The 26,346-nt window shown below is 41.2% G+C and carries 24 protein-coding genes; 1 reads left to right on the forward strand and 23 read right to left on the reverse strand.

Annotation, left to right across the window (positions count from 1 at the left end):
• The 22 genes from T357_RS0116955 to T357_RS0117060 form a co-directional block, all read right to left on the reverse strand.
• The coding region (locus tag T357_RS0116955) for an IS4 family transposase (protein ID WP_044917206.1) at positions 1-1,039 on the reverse strand (1,039 nt) is incomplete at its 3' end.
• 120 nt (positions 1,040-1,159) lie between these two features.
• Entirely contained in the window at positions 1,160-1,405 is a 246-nt protein-coding gene (locus tag T357_RS0116960) for a hypothetical protein (RefSeq protein ID WP_242840142.1), read from the reverse strand.
• A gap of 818 nt (positions 1,406-2,223) precedes the next feature.
• Complete coding sequence (locus tag T357_RS0116965; RefSeq protein WP_031555137.1) at positions 2,224-3,891, reverse strand: xylulokinase; 1,668 nt, start codon at positions 3,889-3,891, stop codon at positions 2,224-2,226.
• A gap of 333 nt (positions 3,892-4,224) precedes the next feature.
• Positions 4,225-5,664, reverse strand: coding sequence for an L-arabinose isomerase (araA, locus tag T357_RS0116970; protein ID WP_031555139.1), 1,440 nt, complete (start codon positions 5,662-5,664; stop codon positions 4,225-4,227).
• 211 nt (positions 5,665-5,875) lie between these two features.
• Positions 5,876-7,003, reverse strand: coding sequence for a GntR family transcriptional regulator (locus T357_RS0116975; RefSeq protein ID WP_031555141.1), 1,128 nt, complete (start codon positions 7,001-7,003; stop codon positions 5,876-5,878).
• A gap of 121 nt (positions 7,004-7,124) precedes the next feature.
• Positions 7,125-8,036 carry an ABC transporter permease gene (locus T357_RS0116980; protein ID WP_442944867.1) on the reverse strand — a complete coding sequence of 304 codons (912 nt, stop codon included), beginning with the start codon at positions 8,034-8,036 and terminating at the stop codon, positions 7,125-7,127.
• Positions 8,037-8,108: 72 nt separating this feature from the next.
• On the reverse strand, positions 8,109-9,608 hold the full coding sequence (locus tag T357_RS0116985; RefSeq protein ID WP_031555145.1) for a sugar ABC transporter ATP-binding protein: 1,500 nt from the start codon (positions 9,606-9,608) through the stop codon (positions 8,109-8,111).
• Positions 9,609-9,622: 14 nt separating this feature from the next.
• Positions 9,623-10,591: an ABC transporter permease gene (locus T357_RS0116990; RefSeq protein WP_031555147.1), complete on the reverse strand. Its 969-nt coding sequence runs from the start codon at positions 10,589-10,591 to the stop codon at positions 9,623-9,625.
• A gap of 231 nt (positions 10,592-10,822) precedes the next feature.
• Positions 10,823-11,998 (reverse strand): sugar ABC transporter substrate-binding protein, encoded by a 1,176-nt coding sequence (locus T357_RS0116995; protein ID WP_031555149.1) that lies wholly within the window; start codon positions 11,996-11,998, stop codon positions 10,823-10,825.
• Between the two features lie 469 nt (positions 11,999-12,467).
• On the reverse strand, positions 12,468-13,229 hold the full coding sequence (locus tag T357_RS0117000) for a hypothetical protein (RefSeq protein ID WP_031555151.1): 762 nt from the start codon (positions 13,227-13,229) through the stop codon (positions 12,468-12,470).
• 231 nt (positions 13,230-13,460) lie between these two features.
• Positions 13,461-14,426 carry a LysR family transcriptional regulator gene (locus tag T357_RS20620; RefSeq protein ID WP_031555153.1) on the reverse strand — a complete coding sequence of 322 codons (966 nt, stop codon included), beginning with the start codon at positions 14,424-14,426 and terminating at the stop codon, positions 13,461-13,463.
• Positions 14,427-14,907: 481 nt separating this feature from the next.
• Positions 14,908-15,495, reverse strand: a complete 588-nt coding sequence (locus T357_RS20625) for a hypothetical protein (RefSeq protein ID WP_031555155.1) — start codon at positions 15,493-15,495, stop codon at positions 14,908-14,910.
• A gap of 77 nt (positions 15,496-15,572) precedes the next feature.
• On the reverse strand, positions 15,573-15,983 hold the full coding sequence (locus T357_RS0117015; RefSeq protein ID WP_031555156.1) for a hypothetical protein: 411 nt from the start codon (positions 15,981-15,983) through the stop codon (positions 15,573-15,575).
• Positions 15,984-16,049: 66 nt separating this feature from the next.
• On the reverse strand, positions 16,050-16,400 hold the full coding sequence (locus T357_RS0117020) for a hypothetical protein (protein WP_031555159.1): 351 nt from the start codon (positions 16,398-16,400) through the stop codon (positions 16,050-16,052).
• 50 nt (positions 16,401-16,450) lie between these two features.
• A complete protein-coding gene (locus T357_RS0117025) occupies positions 16,451-17,497 on the reverse strand; it encodes a hypothetical protein (protein WP_031555161.1) in 1,047 nt (348 codons plus the stop codon).
• Positions 17,498-17,646: 149 nt separating this feature from the next.
• Positions 17,647-20,028: an RNA polymerase sigma factor gene (locus T357_RS0117030; protein WP_031555163.1), complete on the reverse strand. Its 2,382-nt coding sequence runs from the start codon at positions 20,026-20,028 to the stop codon at positions 17,647-17,649.
• Between the two features lie 24 nt (positions 20,029-20,052).
• On the reverse strand, positions 20,053-20,991 hold the full coding sequence (locus T357_RS20630) for a hypothetical protein (protein WP_049962535.1): 939 nt from the start codon (positions 20,989-20,991) through the stop codon (positions 20,053-20,055).
• Between the two features lie 869 nt (positions 20,992-21,860).
• Positions 21,861-22,097 (reverse strand): toxin-antitoxin system HicB family antitoxin, encoded by a 237-nt coding sequence (locus T357_RS0117040; RefSeq protein ID WP_031555168.1) that lies wholly within the window; start codon positions 22,095-22,097, stop codon positions 21,861-21,863.
• 6 nt (positions 22,098-22,103) lie between these two features.
• Complete coding sequence (locus tag T357_RS0117045) at positions 22,104-22,532, reverse strand: hypothetical protein (RefSeq protein ID WP_031555171.1); 429 nt, start codon at positions 22,530-22,532, stop codon at positions 22,104-22,106.
• A 160-nt stretch (positions 22,533-22,692) separates the two neighbouring features.
• Complete coding sequence (locus T357_RS0117050; RefSeq protein WP_049962536.1) at positions 22,693-23,538, reverse strand: MBL fold metallo-hydrolase; 846 nt, start codon at positions 23,536-23,538, stop codon at positions 22,693-22,695.
• A 33-nt stretch (positions 23,539-23,571) separates the two neighbouring features.
• Positions 23,572-23,754, reverse strand: a complete 183-nt coding sequence (locus tag T357_RS19565; RefSeq protein ID WP_049962537.1) for a hypothetical protein — start codon at positions 23,752-23,754, stop codon at positions 23,572-23,574.
• Between the two features lie 267 nt (positions 23,755-24,021).
• Positions 24,022-24,657: an SGNH/GDSL hydrolase family protein gene (locus T357_RS0117060; RefSeq protein ID WP_031555174.1), complete on the reverse strand. Its 636-nt coding sequence runs from the start codon at positions 24,655-24,657 to the stop codon at positions 24,022-24,024.
• Between the two features lie 103 nt (positions 24,658-24,760).
• Here T357_RS0117060 and T357_RS0117065 point away from each other — a divergent pair, with 103 nt between their 5' ends.
• A complete protein-coding gene (locus T357_RS0117065) occupies positions 24,761-25,519 on the forward strand; it encodes a nucleoside/nucleotide kinase family protein (RefSeq protein ID WP_031555176.1) in 759 nt (252 codons plus the stop codon).
• 53 nt (positions 25,520-25,572) lie between these two features.
• Here the strand turns inward: T357_RS0117065 and T357_RS21535 are convergent.
• Positions 25,573-26,346, reverse strand: a 774-nt coding sequence (locus T357_RS21535; RefSeq protein ID WP_031555178.1) for an ATP-binding protein, incomplete at its 5' end; no start/stop codon positions are given.

Consider the following 26,346-nt stretch of genomic DNA (forward strand, 5'->3'; position numbering starts at 1 on the left):
GCATAATGTTCCAGCGGTATCCGTACCGTTTAATGATTTCTTCTTCCGAAAGCGTCGTATCGGTGCAGATGATGGCAATCCAGTCTTTCTTATTTGCCTTGTTACGGACATAGACAAGTTTTGCCGGTATGCGCTCCAGGATCTTGCCGTACTTTTTCTGTAAGAGATTGACCTCTACAGAAAGAAGATATTTTGAATGGCCTCTACGCTTTTTGCTGCGGGAGAAGATTTCTTTAACGTCGTGCTGCTCACCGTCATACTCATAGTAGACTTTGCCGGATTTTTTCACCATGGCGATGACATCCATATGCAGTCGGTCTTTGATGTCCATGATCCCCTTCGGCGTAGCAAACCAGCTGTCAAAAAGCACATACTTTGCGGTATGGCCGGCAGCAATAGCCTGAGAGAGCATCTGAAGGATCAGTTCCGGGGCCTTCATACATGCCTGCTTCCGGATTTTTCCTGCAAGTGTACGGCCATCGTATTCCTTTGCTTTGGAAATGATCAGTTTCTCATTCCCAGAGGACAGCGGCGCAAAATCGACCGGAACGTTGGAATAGCCATCCGTCCAGAGCAATGTCAGGATGCGATAGCCCAGTTCATATTTCATGCTGACATGGTTGAAGAACCTGCTTACCAGTTCCGTCTTCTTCCCGGATTTCTGGAAAGGTGTATCATCAATGATGAAGAATTCTTCCCGGTCATCGGAAGTAGCAGGCCGCATGAATTCAACTACAAGCTTCTGCGAGAGAACTCGCAGGAACTTGTGCCAATTGATCGAGGCATTATTGCAGAACCGGCGGATTGTATTCTTGGAGAATGGCTCTTTATAAGCACCGACACGCATGGACATGTATGTGCTTAACGGCTGGAACATCAGCGTTACCAGGTAGGCAAACAGCTGGATCACTGAAAAGCCTTTCTGCTTGTAACCATTGCACTGTTTCAGAATATCAGATACCTGATATTTTCGGAGGAAAGAACCGACTTCGTTCGTAGCATCTTGAAGCAATATCTCAGACTGTGATATAGTATTCATAGCGTAGCACTCCTATGTTGTGAATGATTTTGTCAGCAACTTAATTATATCACAGCTGGGTTGTGACTACGCTATTTTATTGTTGGAAACCCACTTAGAATAAGGCTTTCCGGCACTTATTCATGTGGGAAGTATTAGTACAGTAAGAGTTAAGAGTTCTCTTTTCAAAGCATCCACAGGGTTCTCATCAGGAAATAAAGTATTTACTGTATACTGGTTTGTATATTTCTCTTCTCTGTCTTCATCAACACGTCTATGTGCTTGAAAATTTATTTGTGCACCGTTATTTAAAGCAAATTTTAGATTCTGAATATAAGCTTTGACGTCTAATTCCGATTCTATACGAGTTTTCGTATCTTCGGTCAAAATTACCCTCCTCGCGTGGGTATCAATTGATACCTTTAGAATAATTGTTTTTTTTAGTTTTGTAAACCCCGTCAATATGATTTTCGGGAATGATCATTCCATAAGAACTTATAAGATTATAATCGTCGAATGTTTTTGAACGTCAGAATCATATCACAGACAAACAGATTTGCATATTGTTTGTTTTCAGACTATATGTGGATATACAATATCTACTATTTCACCGCCATTAACCTGGCTAACTCTGGTTAACACAATAAAATCCCCTCCGGAAGACAGCTTTATATTTTAAGCTTCCTTCCGGAGGGAATTTTCTCTTAATATTATCGATTATTAATATAGAATATGGGTCATTACCATATTACTGATGGCTTTTCATACAATACTTCTTCAGTCAGACGAATACTCCAATAACGCACAATATCATATCATCATCTTTTCTTGACTCGAAATCTGATATTTGCAATATAAGTCAAAGATAATCGTGCACTTCAGTGACCTATAATCTGATATTTGTGATATGGGTCATAGAAAAAACCGCATTTCTATGACCCAAAATCAGGTATATTGCAATATGAGTCAAAGATAATCGTGCTCTTCATTGACCTATAATCCGATATTTGCAATATGGGTCATAGAAAATCCGTACTTCTATGACTCAAAATCAGGTATATTGCGATATGAGTCAAAGATAATCGTGCACTTCAGTGACCTATAAATCGATATTTGCGATATAGGTCATAGAGAATCCGCACTTCCATGACCCAATATCAGGTATATTGTGATATGGGTCTAAATGAATAGTCCTTTCTCCTACCTCACCATCTCATGGTCTCAACAGCTGCTTTTTCAACTGCTATGCCGTCTTTATATCGCTGTGTGAAGGTTTCGAAGCCTTCTACGTCGGCGGGATCCGGTGAAACTGTGGTTCCGGACTGGTCTGCGAAGATTTCTTTCGCAAGGAAATCACCGAGGGTTTCGGCATCTTTTCCGCGAAAATCACCGAGGCTTCCGGTATCCTTTACGCGTAAATCTCCTATAGTTTCTGTATCCTTTCTACGGAGCATATAAAGTGCCAGAAGCGCTTCACCCCATGGGCCGCCCTCGCTTGCGGTGTCCATAACAGTTACCGGAGCGTTGACTGCAGCTGCCAGATAATTCTGGGCAACGCCCTTTGTTTTGAAAAGTCCGCCGTGGCCGGTAATGCTCTTGACCGGTACCTTCTCATCCTTCAAAAGGATATCGAGACCAAGCTTTACAGCTCCAAGTGATGTATAGAGATGGGCTCTCATGAAGTTTGCAAGATTAAACTTACTGTCAGGTGTGCGGGCAAATAAAGGTCTTCCTTCATTTAAATGTGTAATGCCTTCTCCCGAGAAATATCCATATGGCAGAAGTCCGCCGCAATCCTTGTCTCCATTTAAAGAATTGGTATAGAGTTTTCCATATAAATCGCCCATGTCAACGCTGAACCCCATAAGCTCTGAAAACTCCTTAAAGAGATTTACCCAGGCATTGAGATCCGAAGTTCCGTTATTGGCATGTGACATCGCTACAGGATAGCCATCGGGAGTTGTTACCATGTCGATCTCGCGATAGAGCTTTGAGAGCTTCTTGTCCTGCTGAAGTACCAGCATTGCGAAGGTACTTGTGCCTGCGGATACGTTGCCGGTGCCCGGTGCTACAGAATTGGTAGCCACCATGCCTGTTCCTGCGTCTCCCTCGGGAGGACACATGGGAATGCCTGCCTTCAGGGTGCCGGTTTCATCCAGAAGCTTAGCGCCTTCTTCCGTTAATGTTCCGGCCTGCTCGCCTGCCACTAGAACTTTAGGGAGAATATCCCGGAGCTTCCAAGAATAACCTTTGTCCTTGATGAGAGTATCGAACTTTGACATCATCTCTTCATCGTAGTCAAGCTTCTCTGAATCAATCGGGAAGATTCCTGCAGCATCGCCTATACCTGTAACCTTCTCTCCTGTCAGCTCCCAGTGAATAAATGAATCAAGCGTAGTTACAAAGGAGAAATCCTTCACGAAGCTTCTGTCCTCCAGTACCATCTGGTAGATGTGTGAGATGGTCCAGCGAAGAGGGATGTTGAACTTAAACTCATTTGTAAGTGCATCGGCTGCCTGCTCTGTGTTGCTGTTTCTCCAAGTTTCAAAGGGGCTGAGAAGCGTGCCGTCCTTGTCGAAAGCCAGGATTCCGTGCATCATGGCGCTGATGCCGAGAGCACCGTAGGTCTCGGGGATCAGGCCATACTGCTCTTTTACGTTCTTTACCAGGGAGCTGTAGCATCCCCGAAGTCCGTTGTGAATATCCTCCATGGTGTAGGTCCAAATATCATTCACCAGCCGGTTTTCCCAATCATGAAACCCGGTGGCGAGAACATGTCCTTTATCGTCAGTAAGAACTGCTTTGATTCTGGTAGAACCAAACTCTATTCCAAGAGCAGTTTTTCCCTCCAGTATTTTTTCTTTTGTACCCATAATTGATATATCTCCTCTATCCGCAGATTTGTTTAGACACGTAGATTGATTTTTTTTGTTCTTCTGCGTGTCAAATTCTTCAAAAACAGATCAGTTTAGACACGCAGATTACCTTTATATCGTTTTTTGCGTGTCAAATTCTTCAAAAATAGACCGATTTAGACACGCAGACTACCTTCAACCATTATTCTGCGTGTCATATACCAGCCAACCCTTTTGATGACCAAGACCTTTACTGTTAATTTGTAACAGTCCGGATAGTGAAACACCACCTCTGTCCCCATGTATCATCGGATAAACTGTTACGGTTAAATTTTACATACAGATGCAGATTTACCTGGCTCCCAGATGAAGGAGATCTGCTTCTCTTGTATCCTCGCCGATAGTAACAAGCTCTGTGCCTGTAAGCTTTGCGAAAAGGGCGATATCAGCTCTTGTTAATGCTGTTGATATGACGCTGTGATGAGCTCCGCCTGCGTAGCACCAGCCCTCGGTACCGATCTCGAAGTTTGGCTTATGACGGAACATGATACGGGCAACCGGAAGCTTAGGCATGGGCGCTGCCTGCTTTACAAGCTCGATATCTGCGCAGATGATACGGAAACGGTCTCCCATATCCACCATGGTTACCTGAATTGCGTCGCCGGTTACTCCGTCAAATACAAGACGTGCCGGATCTTCCTTTCCGCCGATGCCCAGAGGATGAACCTGAATCTCAGGCTTTGTTGCCGCAAATGCAGGCGGTACCTCCAGCATGTGAGAAGCAAGCTCCACCTCCTGACCCTCTGTAAGGTCATAGGTGTAATCCTCGATGAAGCCGGTAGCACCCTTTCTTGATTCTGCCATCTTCATGAGAACAGCGGATAATGCTGAGATCTTGTAGTCTCCCTCAGGTCCGAATCCAACGCCCTTTGCCATAAGGTTCTGTGCTGCAATACCCGGAAGCTGCTTAAGATTATGAAGATCCTGGAAGGTATCTGCGAATGCACCGATATGATTCTTTTCAAGGAACTTATCGAGAGCCACTTCCATCTTTGCCTGTTCACGAACGGAGTCTACATTATCGGTTTTCATGGTGTATTTTGACTCATACTCTGCCATTTTTGCATCTACTTCACTTTCGGAGACAGTAGCCATGATCTTAACCAGATCGCCTATACCGAAATAATTGCACTCCCAGCCGTAACGGATCTGAGACTCAACACGATCGCCGTCTGTAACAGCAACTTCACGCATGTTGTTTCCGAAGGATGCAACCTTTAAATGATGTGAATAGTCGATAGCCTTCGCCACCTCTGCAAACTGACGGATCTTTTTGAGAACACTCTCATTCTTGTAGTAACCGGCCACAACTTCGTGCGGGATTCCGAGACGTGCTACGATGAAGCCGTACTCGCGGTCGCCGTGAGCTGACTGGTTGAGATTCATAAAGTCCATGTCAATGCTGTCATAGGGAAGCTTCTCATTATGCTGTGTGTGAAGGTGTAAAAGAGGCTTACGAAGCTCCTGAAGTCCCTTGATCCACATCTTTGCCGGTGAGAAGGTGTGCATCCAGGTGATGACACCTACGCAGTCATCGTCGGTAGATGCTTTGCGGAGATCCTCTATACATGTCTCTGAATCAACAACTGTGGGAAGGAGTTCAACTGATACTATCTCCTTCAATTTATCGTTTAAAAATGATGCCATGTCGGCAGCATCCGCTGCAACCTGACGGAGACATTCATCTCCGTAAAGATCCTGACTGCCGACTACAAAATATAACTTTTTCATAATTCTTCCTTCTTTCTGTCTTGCAACATCAGTCTATTGAAGGGCTGCTTTCCGGGAGTTTCATCCCTGAGGTTTCACTTCTCAATGGTATGATGTTACTTGCTGAGTTTAAAAAAACGATTTTACAACTTAGAGTCCTTAACATTTATAGTGACTCTTATATAGGATTCAAATCAAAAAATGTGAGCTATACACTTTTCGCAGCGTTTCATTAACGCTCTCTTATATCCCTGACTGAATTACCCTGATTAAATGAAACAGGGAACTGATAAGAGTTGTCATGATGAGTCCAGTTTTGATCCTTCATCATGCGGAGGAGATTTTGGGCAGTGAGTTTTCCCATTTCGAATTTCGGGTGTACTGCCGATAAAATCGTCAGCTCTCCTGACTCCTGCATTTTCGCATCATCAAAGGAAACAATGGAAACATCCTCCGGCACCTTCACGCCTCGTTCGGTAAGAAAGTCTATATATCGATATGCGATCTCGTCATTGTAGAAAACAAGGGCTGTGCACTCCTTTGTTCTGCGATAGAATGACATCAGACTTTTCTTGCTGAATTTATCCTCCATGTCCTTTGTGGTGTACCAGCGTACCCAGTCGTCGTCAAAGCGAAGCCCCAATTCGGACAGGCACTCTGTATAGCCGCGATAGCGTTCCATTCCCTGCATATCATCCGACTTAAACATTCCCCCGATCTTTCTGTGACCATTTTCAATCAAATGCTTAGTCAGTTCATAGCTGCTTTTTGCATCAGACATTTCAACACTGTCGAAATGGATGTTTGAATAATGATTATGGAGAAAGATAGTTGGAATATTCTTCCTTTTGATTTCTTTATACAATCTCTGATTGGGATTCGGGAAGCTCGTACGTGTACCTTCTATGATCAGGCCCTGAACGCCTGCCTTCAGGAAATTTTCAAGGAACATGGTTTCTTCATTGAGATGATTTTTTGTAATGGCTACATCGATCTGAAGCCCCTGTTCCTTCATAACCGATTCTATTCCGGCATAGACCTCCGGAAACAGATAATCTGCAAAATAGCTCAGAATCAAACCTATATGCGGCTTTTTATCTCCCTCAGGTTCCGCATCAGTATGGTAGGAAACGTAGGTTCCGCTGCCGCGGACCCTTTGGATGAGCCCTTCCTGTTCCATTTTGTCAAGGGCCATACGAACAGTCTGCCTGGAGTAACCAAACTTCTTTTCCAGTACATGCTCGGACATGAACTTGTCGCCGTTTTTGATGACGCCACTCATGATAAGCGTACGGCCCCATTTATACAGTTTTTGATATTTTAAGCTTTCGTTGATATGCTTTTGGTTTTCTTTGCTCATTCTGTTTACTCTTCACTACTCATCTGTAAATGATGTTTTCCGGCTTTGATATCTGACACAGGTGCAGATCCTGTTGGCTCGTAAAAAAGATATTTACAAGGGGTTACAGGTTTTGGGTCGGTTATTTGATGACCTGTAATGATTTCCTGTCTGCAAAAACTGCCACAAATACCAGGAATACGATTCCCTGTATAAGCTGCATCATCTGAGTTGAGAATCCCATCATGGTGAGTCCGCTGTTAAGTACGATATACAGAAGCGAACCTACGATGATATTTTCAAAACGTACCTTGGCACCGCCTGAAATAGGCATCCCTCCAAGCACCAGGGCGATAAGGATCTGTGTCTCCAACTGGCTTCCGCCTGAAGATGTTACGGATCCAACCTTGATGACATTTATGAATGCCGCAAAACCTGTGATTGCTCCGGAAAGTACATAAACCCAGAATTTCATTTTGTCGGTTCTGATACCTGAGAACATTGCTGCCTTTTCGCCTGCTCCGATAGCTTTCAGATAAGTTCCGAATTTGGTGAATCTGAAGAGTACAAAACCTGTTACAAGAACAAGCAGTGTGAGAGCTACTTTCAGTTCTGTTTTATCGAAATTGATAAGAGCAGCTGATCCCGCAACCGGAGCATTGGTTGTCAGGTACTTGATGAAACCGCGGAACAGAAACATTGTACAGATGGTAACGATAAAGGACTTTATCTTACGGTATACATAGAAGTATCCGTTGAATGCACCGATCAGTGCTCCTGTGAGGATACCGCATATGATGCTCAGTGGAATGTTTACCCTGGACACCATACATACAACTATGGATGCTATTCCGAGGATTGATCCCTGTGAAAAATCAAGGCCCCCCATGGTCATGATAAAAAACACACCGGTTGTGGCGATCATGGTCACATATACCTGGGAAAGAACAAGGGGCATATTTTTGACCATTCTGAAATTCGTCAGAACATTAAATACCAAAAATACTATGATCAGGCCAACGATGGGAAGATATGTCTTGACTGCGGAAATCATGGAGAGATTTCCTGTTTTCTTTTCTTTTGCTGCTGTCATCTCTGTTTTACTCACTGCCACCATAATTCCTCCTTAAACCATCATTGTGATCAGATTGTTTTCATCCAGTGTCTCGCTTCTTTCGATCTGTCCGTTGATCATTCCGTCCTTCATGATGATGATACGATCACACATTCCTATAAGTTCCATCAGCTCTTCGGAAATCATGATGATTGATTTTCCTGCCTTTCTCATTCTGTCCATGAGCTGATATATATCCTGCTTTACCTTGATATCGATACCTCTTGTCGGGCTGTCCAGTACGACGATATCCGAATCCTTGCCTATCCATCTGGCGAGAACTACCTTCTGCTTGTTTCCGCCGGAAAGATCAGATACAAACTGATCGACATTTACCATCTTTACCGACATGTCTTTTGCGAATTTATCTGCAAAGTCTCTAAGCTTTTTATCGCTTAACATATGTCTCTTGTCTGCAAGATCATCAAGAGATGGCAGGCAAATGTTGTCCATGATGCTCTGATTAAGTACAACGGATTCATTATCTCTGTCCTTTGAAGTATATGCGATGCTGTGCTGAATAGCTGTGGGGATATCATTGATCTCGGTGCCGTCTGAAAGCTTTACGGAACCGGTTCTGTCATAGGAAGCACCGAAGATGGCCTTGCCTACTTCGTGCATTCCGGATTCTGAAAGACCTCCGAAGCCGAGGATCTCGCCTTTATGAAGTTCGAAATCAAGCTTGTTTAAAAGTCCCGGGACTGAAACATCCTTTACTGAGAGTACGACTTCGTCGGATACCTTGCTGCCGTAATCTGAACGGTAGTAATCTCCTGTTACTTCGCGGCCTACCATGAGACGCTTCAGATCCTCTTCGCTTACATCCTTGCTCTTTACAGTGTCGATATATACGCCGTCGCGAAGGATTGTGATGGTATCGGAGCGCTCAAGAATTTCCTGAAGATCGTGAGATATAAAGATTATGGTATTACCCTTTTCTCTTATCTTGTCCATGACCTTGTAGAGCTCATTTCTTCCCTCCTGGGAAAGAGCTGTTGTGGTCTCGTCTATAACAACGATCTTTGGATCGAAATAAGTTGCCTTTACAATCTCAACCAGCTTTCTATCCTCGAAGTTGTAGTCATCGATCATTCGCTGGGCTTTGATGCGGTCGAAACCGTAGCTATGGAGAAGCTCATTAGCCTCCTTGATCATCTGCTTTGTGTTTTTGATTCCGCACTTCACGAATTTTTCTTCATGTCCCAGGAATATATTTTCGGCTACGGTAAGACCTGAAAGGGTTCCCAGCTCCTGGACTATGATAGAAACGCCATGGTTGTTGGCATCCACCTGATTCTTCGGATGGATTTCCTCTCCGTCCAGTACGAAGATACCGCTGTCGATGCTGTAAATTCCGGTCAACATGTTTGTTAATGTTGACTTTCCGGAGCCGTTCTCACCGATCAGGGCATGAACCTCTCCTTTATTGATATTGAAAGAAACATTCTTAACTGCCTTCGTGATACCGAAGGACTTACAAAGATTTTTTACCTCTAAACGAACCTCGCTCATTGTACCCTCCTGAATCACTTTACAATTTCGCCCTTATTGATCTTTGTGGTTACTGTGATGATGATCAGAAGCGCAAAGCCTGTGATTACATCCTGAATTGCAGTAGGGGCGCCTAATGCAATAAAACCGAAAAAGATGATGTTGATGATAAATTCTCCGATGATGATGGCCTGTAAAGGAATGCCGTATTTCTTGAAGGCAACTCCGAAGAAGCAGCCCATGGTGGGGATGAAGTTGCGGCTCATGGATGCCATGCCGGTTACAGCGACCATTGAGGAACCATAGCTTATGGTCAGAACTGCCATGATGCCTAAAAAGCCACCGCTTAAGATGAATGCCAGAACTTTATATTTATTGACATTGATACCCATGTTCTTTGCTACAAATTCGTTGCTGCCGATGGCATAGGTATATGTACCGATTTTTGTATAGTTAAGGAATACATAAGCCACGATAAAAGCAACCAGTGCAAGGATGATATCTCCGGGCATCTGTCCGAACATTCTGAGATCAGCTGATAAGGTCTGCTCAACTCCGCCTGCAATGTAGTTTGCAACTGCTTCATAAATGAGAGCAAGACCTGTGGTTACGATCATGGACGGGATATGAAGCTTTACATAAAAGCTTCCGTTGAAAAGTCCTACCAGGCATCCGCAGAGCAAAGCTCCTATGATGAGACCTGCATACCCGAGGCCAAGCTTTGTTGCGAAAACGCAGCCGACGATGGCGGAAAGCATTATGTTTGCGCCGATTGAGAAGTCAAACATGCCCATGACCATTACAAAATAGAAACCTACAGCACCGACGCTTGCGATGAGGCTGGCCTGAAAATAGCTGAGCATATTGTTAAATGATCCAAAATTGTGTGGAGTCAGTATCTTGAAGATACCCCAGGAAAGCACAACCAGTAAGAGTAAAATCAAATAACCGCGAAGGCTTCCTTCGATCTTTCTTTGATCCATTGTTACAGCGGAAGAATTCATTTTGTTACCTCGTTTATTTATCTGTGGGAAGCCCGGCCTGTATGATTCTCTACGGTAAAAGCCTGGGCTGTATTTTGGAAACATCAGCCCGGAGAAAATTCGTTTAGCGAATGGCTGATGCTGCATGTCAGGTCTTCTTCGAAAACCTGACAGATGTTTTTAAAACTCGAGCCGATATCTGTGCCTAAGCTCGATACCGGCTCAAATGATGTTTCTTAATAGATTTAGTATTTATTTTCCTGCACGAGCAGCTGCATCCTCGATAGAAATCTTAGCGGCTGCTTCCTTAAGTCCGTCGAATGAAAGCTCAGACATTGAAACAAGCTCTTCATCTGTGTATGGAAGCTGGTCTACGAAGTACTTCTCATAAGCCTTGTAATCATCAGCGGATGAAACATAGAGATATGGGAACGGAACATCGTTGAACTGACCTTCAAATCCTGTGTAGTTACCCTTGATAGCGTTGTAAACCATCATGAATGCGATAAGAGGATCGCAGTAATGTCCGCCGGACTCGCCTGCCATTGAACCATTCTCAAGTCTCTCTCCGAGGTCAGGGAGGAAGTCTGTTGATACGATGTCGATATCCTGTGTCTTTCCTGCACGCTCAACTGCTGCGATAGCTCCCTGAAGAGGATCTCCGCCGCCGCCTGCAGGGATAAGCGCATCAAGTGATGGATCTGCAGACATCAGAGCTTCGGCTGCCTTTGAACCACCTTCTGATGTTGTACCTGCGTACTGGGGCTCGGAAAGCTTTGCCTGATCATCCGGGTGCTCAGCATTCCACTTTTCAACTCCTGCCTTATAGCCTTCCCATCTACCGAGCCAGGTTGCATCGCCCTGCTCCCAACCGATGAGACCGATGTTGCGATCGCCCTTATCAAGAAGGATGTTTACAAGTTTTTCTCCGTTCTCAGGCTCGTTCTCATGAACTGCTCCTACGTAATATGGTGAATCTGTAGCTGCCTTATAAATGTCAGGGCTGTTGGTCTCAGAGATGACACGGAAGAACTGTGCAAGGTAAACCTTGTTGTCGTTACATGTCTTGATGGCTGAAGTCATTTCTGTATCAGATGAGTTACAGATTACGATTCCCTGGCAGCCGGCTGCTGCAAGCTGCTCAACAGAAGCTGTTACCTTTTCGGAAACATGGCCCTGGTCAACATACTGAACCTGAACTCCCAGAGACTTTGCTGCCTCATCAATGATCTGCTTGCACTGTGATCCTAGAACGTCTGTTGAAGACCAGATAGATACGCCGATCTTAATGTCCTTGTTGTCAACAGCGGCTGTCTGTCCGCTTGCTGCTGCAGGTGCTGCGGGTGTACTGCTACCACAAGCTGTAAGTCCGGTTACCATAGCTACGGACGCTGCAACGGCCGCAACTTTTCTTAGAATTTTTCTCATTACAAAACCTCCATTTATTGATTGTTCACTATTTTTGTTGTTTTTCACAACTCGTTGAACGTAGTTTATCAGCGGCTTTGTTCATTAGCAATACAATACAAGACAAAAAATTCTAAAAGTTGTATTGTAAAACTGATATAAATCACACAGAAATGGCGCTTAAATCCCGAAAAATATAGCAAATGTACAACAGCCCTTGATTTTAGGCGATTTTTATGAGTGAAAAATAGTTCCATTTTGGTATGAAATTAACTTTTAGCAGGAAATGTTTCGAAAAACAATACAACTTAGCATTTGTATTGTTAAGCAAAAAAGCAAACGGTAAATCTTAGATAATGAGAAGCCCCCATCATTAGATTATTGGTCTAATGATGGGGGACGTACACTAAGATTTCCCGTCTGCTTTTTGTGCCTTATTAAATCCTATAATAGTAACTGATTATCTACCTGATAAATAGCATCCTGCGTTTTATTTAACAGTTTGCTCTTCTTCGTCGGGAGCATTGAACCCGGGCTGGGTTGATGGGTCATACATTGCCTCAGCTACAGCCTGAAGATCGAAACCGTCAAGGTCTTCCGCTGTTACGCTGAGAGAATAAGATGCGCCATATTCGATGTCGTACCAGGTGATGACATCGGCACATTCCTTTTCGCCGATGTATCTATAGTACTTTCCTTCCATCTGCCCGTCAGCCCAGCTTGCAAGGGTAATGTCTTCGGCGCTGGTCCATTCAAAGTACATGCCGGAAATGTCTTCTGCATTATCACCTGTTACCTGCTCTCTTGCAGTGTAACTCATTCCGTCAAGGTCAAAAGATAACTGAACCAGTGGGCCCGGAACACCTGATGGATCTGCTACGGATTCACAAATACTCCATTTTTCATTTGTGGCTCCTTCCGGTGCTTTGAAAAGCTTTGCCACAACTTCAAATGCCTCGTCATAAGTGATATCCCGCCATGGATTCGCAAGACCAACGAGCTCATTTGATGCTCCCTTTTCTGAATCAGCTGTTTTTTCGTTTGCTTCTGATGAGCCTTCTTCGTCAGATGATTTTTCACTCTTTGCAGTATCATCCTTCTCTGCCGATTCGTCCGGGACAGAAGTTTCTGTTTGTTCCGGTGTTTCAGCCTGTGTGGATGCTGCTTCAGGTACACCGGCTGCATTATCACATGCAGCCAAAGCTCCTGCCAAAACTAATGCCATTGCTATCACTTTGATATTTTTTCTCATAAATGAAGACCTCTCTTGTTTTATATTTCCCCATAAATAATGTCTATCTCGTTAATGTCCGGCGAAACACTGACCGGCATCCGCTTGTATGGTGATATACAGCTTATATGCGCCGGTAGTGTTTGTAGGACAATTGTGAATCGCTATGAGGGATAGCTTTTATCACAATAAGTATTATACATGGTTTATGAGAAAAATATTGTAGGACATTTTACAAGTTCCTTATGCTTTTTATAAAGATTCTTCAAGAAATGATGCAGCTTCGGTTTTTATCATTTCCACCAGATCCCTGTAGGCTGGCATGCTCTTATAATATTTCTCCGAGTAAACAAGACTTATCTCACCAATTGTTTCCGGCTCATAAAATGGCACACAAGTCATTCCGCCGCGTTCGACTTCGGTATAGCGTTTATTGGCCGGGTAGAAACTCACCGCAAATACATCGGGCTGTTCGCTGGCCATTTTGATTACGGTATGTACTGAGTCCACGGTCATAACATTATTAACTGTGATTTCCTTAACGAGGTCAGGTATAAATGCTGACAGCATGGAATACGCCAGGATTTCAGATACTTCATCCTCACCAAATTTTGATGAATTACTCGGGAAAGCCAGACAATAGCCTTTAAGATCAGAAAAATGCAGTGCCTTGTATTTAGCAAGGGGGCTTTTATTATTGACGAGGCAACCGTAGTAGCCCTTCATCAGAGATATCTTTTTGAACCCGCTTGTGTCAAATGCAGTGTCCCTGTCATTTAGGTTATTAAGGCAGATCGCAAGAGCCGGACCGGTACTTTTGGTAGAAACCTGTTTTTCCGGAGCGGCATCTGTCTGGTATTTTAAAAGAACATTGGCATGACTCCTTTGGAAGGGGATATGCAGTTTTGGAATAAGGAATCCTACAAGTGAGATGTGGGCGTAGGCATAGATGGTCATGGGTTCATTTCCGGAGGAAAGATGCATCCATCCATCATAATAATCAAGTATTATCTGAGATTCCCTGTATATCTTCTCTCCTTCAGGAGTCAGTTTGATGCCGGATTTGTTTCTTTCAAAAAGGGTGATGCCTAGTTCATTTTCCATCAGTTGGATAGATTTGGTAAGACTTGGCTGCGCCACATAAAGTTTTTTGGCGGCCTGGTTAAAGGAACCACTTTCGGCAATTGCCACAAAATATTTAAGAGAGCTTATTTTCATTGCGTTTCTCCGCATTAAAAACATCGAGCAGAAGCGCTTGATCAGCTAAAGCGATTTTGCTCATCATGAATTCGTATCAGGATATAGCTTTTTTTCATAACTTTTAAATTTTTATATATTATACAAGGATTTAAGCGGATAGTATATTAAATCCGCAAGTAATTCAACTTTGTCTTTCATCTCCATACTTATTTGCTTTTAAAGAGTTCTATTCCCCTCTTTAAAATACACACACACCACGGCCCCTTCCCCAAGGGGCATTTTTTTGTTTATTAGACATTGCGTAACATTGCAATAACATTGCGCGACATTGCGCAGACATTACTACGAGAGGAATGTATAAGTAATATTGATCAGCGGAAGATATATTTCGATGTAAAAAGAAATAAAAAAGAGGGGTGTAATCCATGATCACACTCCTCAAAAAATATAATCGAGCTCTAGTTTCGATGTTCTGTTGATTATCAAGTTTCGGGTTAGATTATGAACATTTTACATAATGAGACTCTTCTGAAGCAATCATTATTGTAAGAGTACCGTCGGATTCTATGATAATATCGCCTTCGCCGGACATATTATCATAAGTTTTTTCATTTATTCTAATAAATTCTATGGTTTCACCATAACGGGTAACCGTTATGGTTGATTCATCCTTTTTTTGTACATAGGCCCACATATCACGTTCATCGGGGATTATTATTTCCCCTGCGCTCTCTCCGGATTTAAATGAATATACGCCTGAGATTGTATCCATATTATCTTCAGGAGAAATGTGTAGAGTCATGACCATTCCATCATAGTTTAACATTGCTCCATTTTGGTCAACATCATGATTGTATTTTTGTATCCGGGTGTTTGTGACGAGATAACCCTCAGAATCAAAATAGTAACATTCAGCTACACCATCGTTGTTACCATCAATCCAGTGCAATGATGACGTTGGGTATGTTCCGTCTCCGTTGTCGTACCACCAGCCCTTGGCATCATTCTTCCAAGTTCCTGCCATGGCTGTAAAACCTGCTGTAATTGCAATGATTGCTGTTAAAAATGCAAAACTATATTTTTTCATGAGTTATTCTCCATTGTGTTTTTTAATTTAATTAATTTAGAGTCGATGTTTTGGGTTAGTGAAGTTTATACGCCTAATTAGATATTTGAAAAAACTTCGGTATAACCGGTTTCCAGTCCATTTCCTGAGAGATATGTATCCAGATTTTCCTGAGTCATATCCACATAGTTAAGACGGAACAGATTTGCATATGGCCCCATTTTAGCCTGTATCCTTTCTTCTTCTGTCATATATGGGACACAAACTGAATCGAGCTCAATTAAAGTTTCATTCTTGAACTGATATAAGGTAAGAGTATTCTTTCCTCTGGATCGCTCAACCAGAACACGTCCATCAAAAGGATTTACAGCGGCGAATAACTCAATGGAGCAATCTTCGTCTCCAAAACGATAAGCCTTAAGTCCGTTGGAGTAACACATGAATGTTGATAAATGTGCAGCATAAGCATAATAATCATCATGAACATTATCCCTGCATCTTACAAACACTTCCTTTACCCCATCATGATAAAGGTCGACAACTGCAAACTCCTGTGCCTGCTGTCCGTGGATATTTCAGGTGTTATTGAGCAATGCATTTCTGTACTCCTTTATTGCAAGAGCAGTCAAATCGTTCTTTTTTGTCTGTATAATACCGTTTACAACCCAGGCACCATCTGAATTAACATAATATCCATCAGGGGTTGTAGTGTTGACAAGGCAATAGCCGTTGCCATCAAAGTAGTAACACTCAGAAACACCATCATTGTTTCCGTCAATCCACTCCCATTTATTAGTTGGATATGAGCCGTTTTCCATGTCGTACCACCATCCATTGGCATCACTTTTCCAAGTTCCTGCCATGGCTGTAAAACCTGCTGCAATTGCAATAATTGCTGTTGAAATTGCTATATTTAGTTTTCTCATATGTATTTACCTCTTTTTATGATTTTTCTATCTACACTTATATCATGGAATTAAAAAATGTTTACCCCCGGAACAACCATCGAAAGAATGGTATGGATATTAGAGCCACCATTAAGTGAAGCGCTCTTCTCTAAAAGTTCATGAATGCTGTCACCGTCAGGATTATCATTTTCAATATGATCAGGACCAATATAACGAATTATCTGTTGATCCTTAAAATAGATTCTGTATTCATTCCCGTTTGTATCATATGCAAAAACAAATACTAAATGCTGTTCCGGAGTAGTTATGCTATTTACAATGTCACCGATACCTGGATTCAGATAGTAGCTTTCAGCTGTATATGCACCATTTTTTACAATGCTTTTTACTGGAATATCACCGTAATAGTAAAAGACTCCGTTTCCTATCTGATAGAAGGGATCTGTACCTACACTATATGATCCCTGGTTGTCATTTGTGTATTTATATAGTGCTCGTATATACTGTATCTCTTCGTCCATATTAACATTAAGGGGAGATGATGCATATGATTCTGAATTTAAAGAATCCGTCTCTTCAATAAAAGAGCTGCTTTCCATTGCAGTATCCGAAGGGGCAGAAATACTATCAGTATTCATATAGCTGCTTATTGATTCCGGAATGGCAGCTTCCTCAACTGGTGTATCCTGAACGTTAGAAGAAACAGAAGAATTAACCGTGTCTGTTAGGTTACTTAATGTTTCCTTAGGGATAGTTTCTTCATTGGTTTTGATACTTGTGCTTACAGATTTTGAGTTAGCTTTTGATTCTTTATTATAAGCATCAAATGTTATGGGAATTAACATTAAGAAAAAGATTAAAGAAATAATAGCCGCTCCCACAAAAGATAGATATTTGTTTCTTTTGGGTATAGGTAACTGTTCCATTCGTTTGGATAGTTTATAGGAAAAACTTCCGGGCTCTAAAACCTTTGCAATACCTGATAGAAAATTATAATTGTTATTTGTTGTGTCGGATTTACGTGAAAAAACTCCGTCGCTATCCATCATTCTGTTTTTTTCTTTGTTTTTTCTGGACGCATCTTCCACCAGCTTTGATATTTCAAGTTCTGTCATAATTAAATCCTTTTTTTAGTATAATGTATCAGACCGTAGCTTTCTGAGTATCCCATGTTTTAATGAGAGTACTCAGAAGCGTATATACGGCATTGTCTTTTTGAGTTTAAGTGTTACTAATCCGAAATATTTAAACCATAGTGAAGTTATCAGCAAGGCCAGAAGGCATATTGAATAGTGTCAATGTGATTGCCTGTCATTTTTACAACATAATTAGCAAACATATAGTCTTTTTCCGTATTCAAACATCGCGTAAACCATTCCATGGCGGTATCACCATCCTGATATTCCGGTAGATAAAAATTTTCATCTGTAGAATCAAGCATGGTATCTTTATCAATCACGTACTCATTTTCATAGGATTTAATAACATACTTACTTCCATCAAATGAGATGGTATTATCAGTATCCGAATAACCTATAGTAATGGCTATCCATGCCGGATCATAATCAATTCCTAACGCTCCCGGGAATGCTGATTCCAACAGATGACCCCAGTCATCCTTATATTCTTCATAAACACTCTGTATATCTGCACCGTCGAGATATTGACCCAATACCCGACCTTCTTTACGGATTAAAAAGATTTTTCCGTCATTAAGGTAGAATTCGTATTCGATATAGTCATCATTTCCATTAAAATCTTCTGCCTTAATATAAATCGCAGTGTCCTCCGGATTTTTTCCGTTTTCAGTACCCGGGTTTATGTCTGGATTTAAACGATAGCAGGTTATTATATCATTATCCCAGATTGTATTTTTTACCACTATGTCACCCTTTTTGCAGTAATTGTAAGACTGTAATCTGCTATCGTATTGTCCCCACGGATCTGCTGAATAATCACCATAATATTCCTGATAGGCATCCTCATGGGAATCTGTATATAATACACTTTCATCAATTTCAGAAATCAGCTTATCTATTTTTTCTCGATCAGCTTTACTTACTTCTGTAGAAATGCCATTATCGGAAAGATATTTTTCAATGTTCTTTTCGTTAAGTTCAACATGATCAACCGATGAAATTTCAGAGTTCATATATTCATCTATCTTTTCATCCTGATGTATGTTTCCGTCAAAGTCTAATTCCCCATACAATTCTTCAGTACGGATCCATTCACCGTTTTGCTTTTCAAACAGGTCAAATGTAATGCCTCCATGTACGTAATAGGAATAGAATTGTTTATCCGGGAGGATTCCTATGCCAGAAACTCCGGAGGTGATTTTTTCTACTTTTTGTGCAACCTCGTTATAGTAGAGCAGATACTCTGCCATTAAATATGTATGATATTCTCCATTGTAGATATCGAGCTCATAGATTCCATCTTTGTCTATATCTACTACACCGAAACTAGGATAGACTCCTTTAACCTCATCTACCATGAAATCCGTATCTTCCATAAGAATCTTTCTGTATTCAGCAAGAACCTGACGGTTTAACTCTGCATTAGGTAACTCAGCCACCGTCTCTTCAATGGTTTCCATCATGGTTTCTTCTACCGCATCAGTTTCCCCAATAACCTCTAATGCAGCTGTTGTCTCTGCTTTGGTCTCCGGTACAGGTGAAACTGCATTTGTTATCCCATAGGCACCGCCGCCGATTACTGCCACGGCGGCAACTCCCGCTGCTATCTTTGTAACAAGTGCTCCTCCTGCTGCATGTGCTGCGGCGGCACCAACCGTGGCACCACCGACAGTAGTGGCACCGGCTGCTCCGGCAGAAGCTGCACTTCCGGCTCCGGTTGCTGCGCTCATTCCGGTACCACCTGCTACTGCACTAGCACCGGCAGAAGTTGCACTTCCAGCTCCGGTTGCTGCACTTATTCCGGCAGCTGATGAAGCTCCGGACAAAAAATTGGCAGTAGTAGTCGCTGCTAATCCTGATGCTCCCAACTGCATCGCCATAGACGTATCTGTATCGAACATGGTCTTGATGAGAACAAATACGGAAATACCTGTAAGGGTGATGCCCTGCTTTATAAAGTCCTGCTTATGGGCTTCTATGTTCTGTCTTCCACGTCTGAGCCAGGTTTTGATTGTATTTTCCGGCTTTCCGATGCTGTCGGATATTTCCTTTATGGAATACTGCTGCCCATAAAACATTAGCAGCACATCGCGCTGAGCTTCAGGAATCAAAGCCAGGATACCGTTTACAACCTCTGCGGTGGCTTTTTTGTCAGCCACCAGTGATGGATTGTAATTGACGCGGTCATCTTCAAAATCCATGGGATTCTCGTCGTTATCTATGGTGAGCTCATAAACTTTAGAAAGCTTATCTCTTTTCCAGTTCAATGCTCTGTTAGCAACAATCCGGCCAAGCCATTTATCAAATTTTGCCTGATCTTCAAGCTCATTAATATGTTTCAGGGCAGAAACATAAGAATCCTGCACTATATCTTCAACATCCATATCTCTTTCTCCGAGATACTTTCTGGCGATACAAACAGAGTAATTTATGGTGTTGTCATATAATAGTTGAAAATTTTCAGTTTTGCCCTGCTGTAATTCAAGGACGATTTCTGAGTTTGTCATGGCTCCTCGATTCTTTATTTATGATTACTTGCTTAAGATGGCATCTTTCATTAGGAGATTTCCTAATGACACTTCTGAATCTGCATCTGTCATGCGATAATCAAGGCGGATATAATCAACATCTGTAACATCAGCCTCAACCGTAAGTAGTTTAGTCGAATCAGTTATTTCCTTTGAAAATAAAACTTCTTCTGTATCGGCATTTGATATAGTTAATTCAGCCTTGACGCCTTCCCAATAGTTACTATTTTTGGTATATGGGGTTACTTTCATTGTGAGTTTTTTGTATTTTTTGCCAAGATAGTATTCTGCATATGATTCCGGAAACCATGCAGAGGTGAAGAAATGCCTGCCGTTTTTCCATTCTTCACCACGAAGGGTTACCTCAGAATCAGTTTTTCTGAGTTGTTTTGAACTCTCTGGTTCTAAATCAAGCATGTTTTGTTTGTTTGAGCTTGATTTACTGGATTTATTGCTTTTGTAATTCTTGTTGCTTGATGATTTGTCCTCATCGTCATCCTCGTTATCGTCCTCATAATCTTCATAGTCGTAATCATCGTTTTTATTCTTTGAGGAATTCTTGTTTTTCTTTTTCTTAGATTCACCAATTGTGATCTTTCCTGTAACAACGTCAGTTGATTTTGTGACTTTTGTATCGGTTGAAGAATCGGAATCCTGGGTCTTTACAACACCATTTAAAACCCAGGAGCCATCTGAATTCACATAATATCCATCAGGCGTTGTAGTGTTTATAAGACAATAGCCATTACCATCAAAGTAGTAACACTCGGATACGCCGTCATTATTTCCATCAATCCATGACCAGGTATTCTTTGGAAATGAGCCATTACCCTCGTCGTACCACCAGCCATTGGCATCATTTTTCCAAGTTCCGGCCATGGCTGTAAAACCTGCTGCAATTGCAATAATTGCTGTTGACATTGCTAAAGTTACTTTTCTCATACTTACTTACCTCTTTTTTTGAATTTTTCTGGTTACTCTTATATAGACACTCGTGGTTTCAGAAAAGTTTCACTTTTTCAAAAAAAATTTGAAAAAACTTCAAAATGTGGTTTTTTCTTTATAACCGGTCTCTTTCTTGCTTGCTGAAAGATATGTTTCTGGATTTTTCTGATTTATATCTACATAGTTGAGATAGATAAGATTTCAATATAAATCAAAGAAATCATATTTTTCTTTGCTATACACAAGCTGAAACACTGTAATATATATATATATCAATGCAAAAATTTTGGGGAAATTTAAGAATATTTCTGACTAAAAATAGAAACGATATAAAAGAGTGAAATTTACGAGTTTTAGATTTGCTTTTTATCATTTTGAATAAAAGTATTTATGATTGTATTTGATAAAATACAAAAAACGGTAGAGAATATTTTTCTAGTAAATTAACACTTAGATGTATATATAATGAAAAAGGCAGCTATACAATGGCTTGCAAAGACGCCTATAGATGATTTGTTTAAATAACAAGTATATTAAATCCGCAGGTAATTCAACTTTGTCTTTCATCGCCATACTTATTTGCTTTTAAAGAGTTCTATTCCCCTCTTTAAAATACACACACACCACGGCCCCTTACCCAAGGGGCATTTTTTGTATTTTTTGACATTGCGCAACATTGCAACAACATTGCGCAGACTTTATTACGAGCGGAATGTATAAGTAATGTTGATCAGTTGAAGGTGCATTTTGATGTAATATGAAATAAAAAAGGGGCTGCTGCACATTTTAGTGCGAGAGTCCCTTTGATTTAATGATATATTATGCTCCTCCAGCCTCATATTATTTATTGCTTCTGATTTCTTTACTTATGCTTCCATTATTGACTTCGAGCATTCATCTTCAATTGCGGTTCTTACAAAATCGTTCAGTGATATATTCTTCTTTCTTGCAGATATTACTGCCATCCTATGGAGCTTTGATGGAATTCTCACATTAAACTGTCCCTTATACTCTTTTCCATAACGGAATAATAAGATTTCTGATGTTTTTTCAAACATCCAGGTTTTTAGATGTACATCCGGTATTACAAATATTTTGCTCATGTGTTTTTACTTCAATAATCCATTCTTACCAAGTATATCCTTCATGTGTGCCGTGTATGCCTGGAGCACCTCTTCCGCAGGTCCTTTTCTTTCCTTTTCGGCATTAAGCACCTGGCTTGTCTGCCATAGGTTAAAGATGGCGCCTTTTACAGGAAAATATTCTGCGATTGCCTGACGAGCGCTTTCCGGGGTATCCGCGGTGGAGAGAACAACCTTGTTTTCTTTGTTGAAGAATCCGCCGGCAGCCTTTGGATATACGATCACAAGATATCTATGCGTCGCAGGAAGAAGAATGTATTCACCGATTGATGCCGCTGTCGGCTTTCCGACTTTGAATTTACTGAACTGCTCTGTGTCCCAGTTTTCCTCCATGAACTTAGCCAGTTCTTCAAGTGTGAATGGTTTGTTTATTTTGATGACCTGTCTTCCGATCATTGCAATACCTCCGTTTTTCCTTGTTTTCTTTTCGGATTCTATTCCGACCTAATGTATCTTTATTAATGATATCACAAAATTTGAAGCCTTTATTATTTTGAATAAGCTGAAAGAACCTACCGGATCAATTCCGGTAAGGTCTTCTTTGTACGGCAAATTATCAAATCTCAATACTCGTGCGTGGATATTGAATAAGAAAATTCACATCATGTGATTCACAGTACTTGGCGGTCTTAAAGAAGACTACACCTGTATTTTCGATTATATGCGGCATGCCCTCAATCAGCCGGTCTAAGGGGGAGAAGAAATTATCCCAATGAATGGGAATCACCAGTTTTGCTCCGGTTTTTTCTACAGTTTCCTTAAAGAAGGTTTTCTCCATATCAGGGTCCGCTTTTGCTAGGCCCGCGACACCAAGAAATAAGACATCGGCACGGATATCATCAAGCTGTCCTTCTATGTAATTGAAACTTGGACGGATCAGGATCTTCTTCTCTTTATATTCTACATAAAAATCGTAAGAGCCGCCCTCTTTATAGTCTCTTAAACCGGCAGGCTGTGTCAGGTGTTCTTTGATGGGTACTCCAAGATCGTTATTGAGTATAGTCGGTTTGGAATGTAGAGAATTCAGGATACGAATCTTATAGTCACCTATATCAAAAATATCGTCATGTTTGAACACGGTAATATTCTCTGCCGGAACGTCTCCGCCCAGTGCGACGTTTTGTGCGGACTCACTTCCGTAAATTTTTGCGTTGCATTTATTGGCTATATATGGAGCATCCATAACATGATCGTGATGCGTGTGTGAAATAAAAACCGCACGAAGTCTGTCGATATTGTGCAGACTTATAAGCTCATCACATAATGTTCTGTTTGTGCTCGCCTTGGCTCCTGCTATGTATTTGCTAAGCGATGGACGAGTGATATGGGCATCAAAAAGGACCTGGTCTAGCCCATCATCAAACAATAAAGTTGTGGTTCCAAAATATGTTACTTTCAACATGATCTGTTCACTCCTTCGCCCATAAGAAAAGATTTATTGAAATGAACATGACTGTCCGGATTTAATTATCTGCAGTCTCTTTTGCTTGAGATATCCTTCCCAGTCTATTAATACGGATTTATCCTCAGTTACAACTGCGGGAATACCTATCTTCCCGGTTCCCTTGATCTCATCAAAGACTGGATTTGTATCCCTTATCTTTATAAAAACAGCCATATCATGAAGGGAATCTTCAATAACTATCTATATTGTAACAGATAAAAGCAGGATAGCCGTAATCCTTTATAAGAATTATGGCTATCCTGCCTTTATTTTTTGTTACTGTTCACAGGTGAACTTGTAGTAAAACAGCCGATCCGTTAAACTGAATCTCAGTAATAACAGGTCGGCTGTTCTGCCAACTATGAGTCAAATCTTTGTGTCACTTCATCAAACACATTGGCTACTTCATTTTGCCGTATCTTAACAAGCACGCTCCTACCTTCACAAGTTAGAAATGATAGTCTTATATAGTGCTTCAGCTAATGCCTCATGCCCCTCCGGAGCCAAATGTAAAGAATCTTCCCTTGAGGGTTCTGCGTAGTCTGAAGCTTTCAGGAAAATACAATCCTTATCTTCGGCTATCTTTTTGTAATACTCAGGGAAGCTGCGGGAACTTTCTATTGCATCTTCATCGTACTTTTCGCTGAATGGAGATGATTTTATTCCTTCACCTATTTCCGGTGGAGATACCAAAATGATTTTTGGGATAAAACCCTGTTTATCAGCGGTAAATTCCTTGATGACATCAACAAGCTTTCCGGCACCCTCTGCTATCTCTTTAACTGAAACATTGAAACAATTTTTAAGATCATTAGTCCCAAGCAAAAGTATTACTATGTCTATCGGCTTATGGGTGTTAAGGCAGGGCTTAAGGTATGGAAGCCCGTTTTTCCAAGGCTCTGTTGGATCATCGAAAGCAGTTGTTCTTCCGTTGCATCCCTCTTCTATCACCATGAAATCCTGTCCTAATAATTGCTGTAATCTTCCGGTCCATCGGATATCGGAAGGGTATCTTAGCCCATTGCGAGGGTCAAATCCATATGTATTTGAATCTCCGTAGCATAATACTGTCTTCATTTAAAAGCCTCCATTTATTTTTAAAGAAGTAGGATCTAAAATGATATTATAACATGCAGAACTCGTTCATCTGTTTAAACACACTTATATTAGGGAAAATATCATGAACTACAAAACTGAGATAAACGGTATAGGGGTCAATGTCGATTTTACTGATGATAACATAGAGAATATTTTTATCCCTATACTTAAATACGCAAATAAGCTATACGAAGAAAAGAAGAAACGGGTATTGGTAATGTTGGCTGCACCTCCCGGGGCAGGAAAAAGCACGCTGCTAAGTTTTTTAAAACATTTGTCTGAATCAAATAATGATCTCACGCCCATAACAACAATAGGGATGGACGGTTTCCACAGGTATCAGGACTATCTCCTGACTCATGACATGGAGCGTGACGGTAAAACCTACAAGATGGTTGAACTGAAAGGCTGTCCGGAGACCTTCGATCTCGAAAAATTGTTGGAAAGAACAATGAAGGTCGCAAGCGGTGAGACCGTTGAATGGCCGGAATACGACAGACTTACTCACAATCCTGTTGAGGATGTCACAATGGTAAGCGGTGACATCGTATTTCTGGAGGGCAATTATCTTCTTCTTGATAAACCCGGATGGAAGGAACTTAAGGGATTGTCAGATCTTACAATAAGCATCAGGGCTGATGAAGGAATGCTCAGAGACAGGCTAATACAAAGGAAGATGAAAACTGGGAATATATCACACGAAAAAGCAGAGAAATTCGTTGATCTAAGTGATTTATATAATGCGCATACCTGCCTAAAGTACTCTGTGGAAGCCGATATAGTGCTTGATATCCTTAGTGACAACAGCTATAGGCTCGTTAAACACCCGCAGTTTATGTAAAATATTGTTATTGCAGATGAAGGAAAGTGAGAAAACCAGCTATGCTTCAAATATTATTTGAACAATTCTTCTCCAGTGATGACTGATTGCAATTCGCTTGAATACTCGTTTTCTACAATGCCGTAATTGGTGATCAAAGTCGCATGAATAGCATGTTTAGTCTTACTTTCAACCATATAATCAGATATCTTACGCCTCATGTCTTTATCAAATGCAGCATCAACTCGATAGTCTGCTTTTGAGTACTTTGCTTCACATACATTGGTGATTTGATCATCTCTCACGATAAGCAAATCTATCTGAGATCCTTGTAATCCCTTCTTCTTATCAGCATCACATTTCCATGCATTTACTTCCGCATGCACTCCTGAAATTCCTAATGCAGCCTTGATCTGAGGTACATGTTCCAGGCAAACACGTTCAAAAGCCACACCACTCCATGCATTTATACTAGGACTGTTACTTTGAACCTGCCAATAATGATCATCAAATGAATTATTTTTTAAAAATCTAAGGTAAAAAAGCGTGTAGTTATCTATCAATTGGAAAATAGCGTTTCGCTCTTTATAGCCAGCAGGTAAATATTTTCTGATAAATCCGCAATCTTCAAGTTCTTGTAATTTTTTAGAGAATTCGCCGGAACTGGCAATTCCTGTCTTCTCAACTATTTCCGCTCTGCTGATTCCCTTGTTTTCAGAGCTTAACGCTTCGATTATCTTTATATACTGATCCGGCTTTTTAAATAGTGCCCTGTATAGATTATTATATTCTTTTCGAAGTGGTGCATCTTCTGCAAAGAAAAGCTCATCTATATTTTGAGGAAGGCT

The sequence above is a fragment of the Oribacterium sp. FC2011 genome, from assembly GCF_000701645.1.
In the GTDB taxonomy this organism is placed as follows: domain Bacteria; phylum Bacillota; class Clostridia; order Lachnospirales; family Lachnospiraceae; genus Oribacterium.

Coding starts and splice junctions, on each gene's coding strand:
- T357_RS0116965 (WP_031555137.1), bottom strand. CDS start 3,891: ATGGGTACAAAAGAAAAAATACTGGAGGGAAAAACTGCTCTTGGAATA.
- araA (WP_031555139.1), bottom strand. CDS start 5,664: ATGAAAAAGTTATATTTTGTAGTCGGCAGTCAGGATCTTTACGGAGAT.
- T357_RS0116975 (WP_031555141.1), bottom strand. CDS start 7,003: ATGAGCAAAGAAAACCAAAAGCATATCAACGAAAGCTTAAAATATCAA.
- T357_RS0116980 (WP_442944867.1), bottom strand. CDS start 8,036: ATGATTTCCGCAGTCAAGACATATCTTCCCATCGTTGGCCTGATCATA.
- T357_RS0116985 (WP_031555145.1), bottom strand. CDS start 9,608: ATGAGCGAGGTTCGTTTAGAGGTAAAAAATCTTTGTAAGTCCTTCGGT.
- T357_RS0116990 (WP_031555147.1), bottom strand. CDS start 10,591: ATGAATTCTTCCGCTGTAACAATGGATCAAAGAAAGATCGAAGGAAGC.
- T357_RS0116995 (WP_031555149.1), bottom strand. CDS start 11,998: ATGAGAAAAATTCTAAGAAAAGTTGCGGCCGTTGCAGCGTCCGTAGCT.
- T357_RS0117000 (WP_031555151.1), bottom strand. CDS start 13,229: ATGAGAAAAAATATCAAAGTGATAGCAATGGCATTAGTTTTGGCAGGA.
- T357_RS20620 (WP_031555153.1), bottom strand. CDS start 14,426: ATGAAAATAAGCTCTCTTAAATATTTTGTGGCAATTGCCGAAAGTGGT.
- T357_RS20625 (WP_031555155.1), bottom strand. CDS start 15,495: ATGAAAAAATATAGTTTTGCATTTTTAACAGCAATCATTGCAATTACA.
- T357_RS0117020 (WP_031555159.1), bottom strand. CDS start 16,400: ATGAGAAAACTAAATATAGCAATTTCAACAGCAATTATTGCAATTGCA.
- T357_RS0117025 (WP_031555161.1), bottom strand. CDS start 17,497: ATGACAGAACTTGAAATATCAAAGCTGGTGGAAGATGCGTCCAGAAAA.
- T357_RS0117030 (WP_031555163.1), bottom strand. CDS start 20,028: ATGACAAACTCAGAAATCGTCCTTGAATTACAGCAGGGCAAAACTGAA.
- T357_RS20630 (WP_049962535.1), bottom strand. CDS start 20,991: ATGAGAAAAGTAACTTTAGCAATGTCAACAGCAATTATTGCAATTGCA.
- T357_RS0117040 (WP_031555168.1), bottom strand. CDS start 22,097: ATGAGCAAAATATTTGTAATACCGGATGTACATCTAAAAACCTGGATG.
- T357_RS0117045 (WP_031555171.1), bottom strand. CDS start 22,532: ATGATCGGAAGACAGGTCATCAAAATAAACAAACCATTCACACTTGAA.
- T357_RS0117050 (WP_049962536.1), bottom strand. CDS start 23,538: ATGTTGAAAGTAACATATTTTGGAACCACAACTTTATTGTTTGATGAT.
- T357_RS19565 (WP_049962537.1), bottom strand. CDS start 23,754: ATGGCTGTTTTTATAAAGATAAGGGATACAAATCCAGTCTTTGATGAG.
- T357_RS0117060 (WP_031555174.1), bottom strand. CDS start 24,657: ATGAAGACAGTATTATGCTACGGAGATTCAAATACATATGGATTTGAC.
- T357_RS0117065 (WP_031555176.1), top strand. CDS start 24,761: ATGAACTACAAAACTGAGATAAACGGTATAGGGGTCAATGTCGATTTT.